Raw genomic sequence first — 5,030 nt, forward strand, 5'->3', positions numbered from 1 at the left:
GGGTGGAGTCGGCCCAAAATCAAGGCGCACCTCGCGCTCGTCTCGCTGGATTTTGCAAAAGTCCAGTTCGTACCTATATCCCTGCGATTAATCGCTAAAGAGAAGAATGGCGCCGTTGGGTGATCACACACTCGTTGGGTTTCGGGTTCTTGGAGGTGTTTGAGTCATAACGCGCGGCGCGGCGCCCCGCCGCGCCGCTCTCCCGTTCCCCTACTCCCCCATCACTACCGTTGCCCGCGCGACGCCGGCGCGCTGCCCGCGGGCAGTGATGGTAACGCTGCTCCCCGCGGGGGCGCGGATTGTCCATGTCAGGCGGCGGAGGTTGTCGGTGGGGAAGCTGCCGCCCCACAAGGCCCGTTTGTTGGCCCGCCCTTCGAGCTGACCAATCTCTTGCCGTTGTTCGCCGCTGATGATTGCGCCTCCCTCCGGCAGGCTCACGTCAACCTCGATCGGTTGCACGGCTTTGATCTCTTGGGCTTTGCGGCTGCCGTAGGTTGGCAGGTAACCGCTGTTGGCGACCACCGCTTGCAGGCGGTAGAGGCCGTCGCCGAGCGGTTCGGCCTGCACATGGCGCAGTTCGAGCCGCGGGCCGGTTTGGGCAAGGGCGAGCACGAAGCGGGTGTTTGGTTCGAGGGTGCGCAGCAAGAATGGCTCTGGCGGGTTGCCGAAGGTGCGTCGCTCGATCCAGCCGCCAATCTCGACCCGGCCAAGCTGCGGGTGGTCGAACGGTCGCCAGTTGACGAAGCCGGCCCCGCCGAGCTGTTCGTCGTTCCAGCGCAGCAGCTTGAGGTCGTCTTCTTCGGGGTGGTCGCGGAACCACTCGATGAAGTCGCGCTCTTTGATCCCCGCTTCGCCGATCATGTCCCACAATTCCACCGTAAAGGCGTAGATGCCGAGATGGTCGTAGGCCCAGTCGTCGAATGCGCCGCGCATCACCTCGCGCGGGTGGTAGCGAAAGCCGTGGTAGACCGAGACGTGCTTGTAGCCGGTGATCTCTTCGCCGCGCCGCCCCAGCTCTTTGTACGTCCACAGATCGTCGATCTGCATCTGGTCGTCGGGTTTGTCGGAATAGGGCCGCAAGATTGCACCCGAATAGGTGTGGTAAGAGATGGCGCTGCTGACGTTGAGGTGTGCGGTGAGGAACTCAACGGCGGCCCGAATCTCTGGTTCCGAAGTGGGGTAAGGGCCGGCGCCGCGCTGCACCCCTTCCGGCGCCCAGATGTAGGGGAAGTTGCGGTTGAAGTCGAGGCCTTGGGCCGGCGGGGCAATTTTGACTTCGTAGCCGTTGTAGTTGCGGATGTAGCCCTCGGTGTAGACCCGGTAGTAGATGCCGCCGCGCTCGTCGGGGGCGCGCGGACGCATCAGGCGCGAATCGCGTTCGCTCACCTTCCAGCCGCCGTCGGGATCAACCACGCGCATCTGTAAGATCAGGCCGTCGCCGTCGATGTCGGCGGGGTACAACCCGTCGCGATCGTCGGTGAAGGGGTAGCGGCGGGTGCCCGACCGCACATAGACCGGCGAGGTCAGCGCCTGTTCCATACCGTCGGGGTTGAGACAGGGCACAATATAGAGCGCGCGCTCGTCGAGCAGCGCGGTGATGTTGGGATCGCGCCCGTATTGCTCTAGCGCAGTTTGGATAACGTGCAAGGCGCCCATGCAGCCGGTGACTTCAGTCGCGTGGATGTTGGCGTCGAGCCAGAACGCCGGCTTTTCGTCGTCGGGACCGGTGGCTTGATTGGTAAGCGTCATCAGCCAGATCGGGCGGCCTTCATAACTCGTGCCGATGCTGCGCAACGAGCAGAGCTGCGGGTATTCGGCGGCCCATGCCTGCAAGGCGGCTTCGACTTCGTGCGGACGGTAGTAGCGGGTGAAATCGATCGTTGGCATCGCGCAAATCCTTGCTCAATCAAAGATTTTACCCCTCTATAGTACCATAGAAACGGTGACGGGAGATTGTCAGGAGACAGCGCGTTGTCACCCTCTCTGCGCTCGCTACGCTCCTGTTGAGAGGTAGACAGAACCTGTGGGCGATTGTAACCGTTGATCGCTGTGCGATGCCGTCAAGCCCGATGCTGCGCTCCCCTCTCCCGCGCCAGCGGGAGAGGGGCTGGGGGTGAGGGCCGTCAGCCCACGCAGCGGGCTTCGTACCCCTCGCCCGGCCCTTCAGGGCCGGGCGCCGGATCTGAAACGCTCCTGCCGGTTGTTAATGTTTTACCGCAGAGGCGCAGCGGAAACGGAGGTTTGTGTTGCGGTCGGGCGGCAACCCCACTGTCTGTGTCTCTGCGCCTCTGTGGTCAACCCACCCCTCTGCGCCATCTGCGGGAAACCTAAATCTTAATCACTGCCCGCGCCGTGTGGTATACTGCTGGCAAGTCAGCAAGGAGGCAACGGGGTCGCCTATGCGCGTGCGGTACAGTGCCCGGACAGATACCGGCAAACGGCGCGAGATCAATCAAGATGCGTATGGCAGCGCCGAAGTAGGGCAGGGAACGCTGCTCGTCGTTTGTGATGGCATGGGGGGGCACTTGGCCGGCGAGGTCGCCAGCGAACTGGCGGTCGAGACGATCATCGCCACCTTCCAACCCGGCGACGATCCAGCGGTAGGCTTGCGCCATGCCTTTGTCACCGCGAATCAGCGCGTGTACGATGAAGGGCGCGGCAGTATGGGCACCACCGCTGTCGCCGCCTTCTTCTGGCACAACACGCTCTATGTAGCCAACGTCGGCGACAGCCGGGCTTATCTGGTGCGCGAAGGCCAGATCCGCCAGCTTACCCATGACCATTCCCTGATCGGCGATCAGGTAGCGGCCGGTCTGCTGACCGCCGAAGAGGCCCGCGCTTCCACCATCCGCAACATTATCACTCGCGCTATCGGCTATCTAGGGCACGTCGAGGTCGATCTCTTCCGCGAGCCGCTCTTGCCCGGCGATACAATTGTGCTTTCGACCGACGGCATGCACGGTCTGCTCACCGACGATGAAATCGCCGCGATCGCCAGCATGCATCCGCTCGATGTAGCGACGCGCCGGTTGGTGGATGAAGCGAATGCGCGTGGCGGGCCGGATAATATTACCGTGATGATCGCGCAGGTTGACGGCCTCGACCCAACGGTCAGCGAGAGCGATTCTGCCGCAGTCGCGGCCCCACCGGCGCCAACCGTGGCTGCGCCTCCGGCAGCCAAGCCGCTGTCACGGGTTGGCCTGACCCTGTCGATCCTTGTGCTCGTGATGTTGCTTGGCTTGAGCTTGTTTGTGACGCTGACCGATCAGCGCACCCCGCCGCCGTTGTTGAGTTCGCCGACGATTGCGGCAACCGCGACGGTGGTGAGCACGGCGACGCCATTGCCGGCGGTTACGCCATAACGGGGCGACGCCTATGCCCATCCGTTTACTCGATGAAACCATTGCTGCCCAAATCGCCGCCGGCGAGGTGGTCGAACGTCCGGCTTCGGTGGTGAAGGAGCTGGTCGAGAACGCGCTCGATGCCGGCGCGCGCCGGATTGTGGTTGAGGCGCGTGGCGGCGGGTTGCGCGAGATCCGCGTCCAAGACGATGGCTGCGGCATTCCAGCGGATGAGGTGGAGCTGGCGTTTGCCCGCCACGCCACCAGCAAGCTCCAATCCGCCGAAGATTTGTGGGCCATCCGCACGCTGGGTTTTCGTGGCGAAGCCTTGCCCAGCATCGCGAGTGTGGCGCAGGTGATCTGCGTCACCCGTGTGGCCGAAGCCGAGTTGGGGGTTGAGCTGCGCATCGCCGGCGGCGAGGTGCAGTCGCGCTTGCCTTGCGGCTGTCCGGTTGGCACGACCATTACGGTGCGCAACCTCTTTTACAACACCCCCGTGCGCCGCGAGTATCTTCGTTCCGAGGCGACCGAAACCGGCGCGATCAGCGCGATTGTCCAGCAGTACGCTCTTGCCTACCCCGAAGTGAGCTTCAGCCTCGTGGTTGATGGCCGGGTGATGTTTCAAACCGCTGGCGATGGCGATCTGCGCGCGGTGGCAGTTGAGTTGTACGGTCTAGAGGTGGGGCGTGCCTTGTTGCCAGTGCAGGCTGAAGCCGGCGCCGATGAGTTGTGGGTGGCGGTGCGCGGTCTGATTTCACCACCCGATCTGACCCGCAGCTCGCGCAGTTATCTGTCGCTGTTCGCCAACCGGCGCGCGTTGCAGTCGCGCGGTGCGCTGGCCGCCGTGGTCGAGAATGCTTACCATACGATGTTGATGAAGGGCCGCTTCCCGATCGCGATTCTCGATCTGCGTGTGCATCCAGCGGCGATTGACGTGAACGTTCACCCGACCAAGAGTGAGGTGAAGTTCCGCTATGCCGCGCACGTTCACAGCGTACTGGGCCGGGCCATCCGCGATGCGCTGATCAGTGGGGCCGATATTCCCGTCTGGGATGCGCCCGATCCGGCGACGGCCCAGCGCCGGTTTGAGTTGCGCCGGCTCGGCCGAGAGTCGCCGGCGCCGTCGCCATCGGCATGGGGAGTTGGCGACGCGGCGTGGGATCGTGACCGCTCGCGCTGGGATGCCGGTGTGCCAGCGGCCCATACAGTCACGCCGTTGCCATTGCCACCAGTAGCCGATCCCGTCACACCGGAACCGTCCGTACCGGTTGCGCCGGCAGCGGCTGTGCCTAGTGCAGCGCCGGCCCCTGCCCCTTCGGCGCTGCCGCCGCTGCGGGTGGTGGGGCAGGTCGGCTTGACCTACATCGTCGCCGAAGCGCCAGAGGGGATGTATCTGATTGACCAGCATGCCGCCCACGAGCGGATTACCTACGAGAAGCTGATGAACCAATACGCGCAGCGGGCGGTTGAGACGCAGCAGTTGCTGTTGCCGCAAGCGGTTGAACTCAGCCCTGAAGCAAGTGCGCTGCTGTTGGGCAATGCCGAGAAGCTGGCCGAGTGGGGGTTTGCGCTGGAACCGTGGGGTACCGGGGTGTTGGTGCGCGCGATGCCGGCCACCCTCCCGCTCGACGAATTGGCGCCGGCGTTGCATGAGATGGCCGAGCGGCTGGCCGGACGCGGCGGCGGCAG

General features: G+C 64.2%; 3 protein-coding genes. 2 read left to right on the top strand and 1 reads right to left on the bottom strand.

Going from position 1 to position 5,030, the window contains the following annotated elements:
• Nucleotides 1–210: 210 nt before the first annotated feature.
• Nucleotides 211–1,887 carry a M14 family metallopeptidase gene (locus tag U9R81_RS06320; RefSeq protein WP_322494661.1) on the bottom strand — a complete coding sequence of 559 codons (1,677 nt, stop codon included), beginning with the start codon at nucleotides 1,885–1,887 and terminating at the stop codon, nucleotides 211–213.
• 512 nt (nucleotides 1,888–2,399) lie between these two features.
• On the opposite strand from U9R81_RS06320, the gene U9R81_RS06325 reads away from it, so the two are divergent.
• Both U9R81_RS06325 and mutL read left to right on the top strand, forming a co-directional pair.
• Entirely contained in the window at nucleotides 2,400–3,362 is a 963-nt protein-coding gene (locus U9R81_RS06325) for a PP2C family serine/threonine-protein phosphatase (RefSeq protein WP_322494662.1), read from the top strand.
• Nucleotides 3,363–3,375: 13 nt separating this feature from the next.
• The coding region (gene mutL / locus U9R81_RS06330; RefSeq protein ID WP_322494663.1) for a DNA mismatch repair endonuclease MutL at nucleotides 3,376–5,030 on the top strand (1,655 nt) is incomplete at its 3' end.

This window comes from Chloroflexus sp., assembly GCF_034435895.1.
Classification (GTDB): Bacteria; Chloroflexota; Chloroflexia; order Chloroflexales; family Chloroflexaceae; genus Chloroflexus.

Coding starts and splice junctions, on each gene's coding strand:
- U9R81_RS06320 (WP_322494661.1), bottom strand. CDS start 1,887: ATGCCAACGATCGATTTCACCCGCTACTACCGTCCGCACGAAGTCGAA.
- U9R81_RS06325 (WP_322494662.1), top strand. CDS start 2,400: ATGCGCGTGCGGTACAGTGCCCGGACAGATACCGGCAAACGGCGCGAG.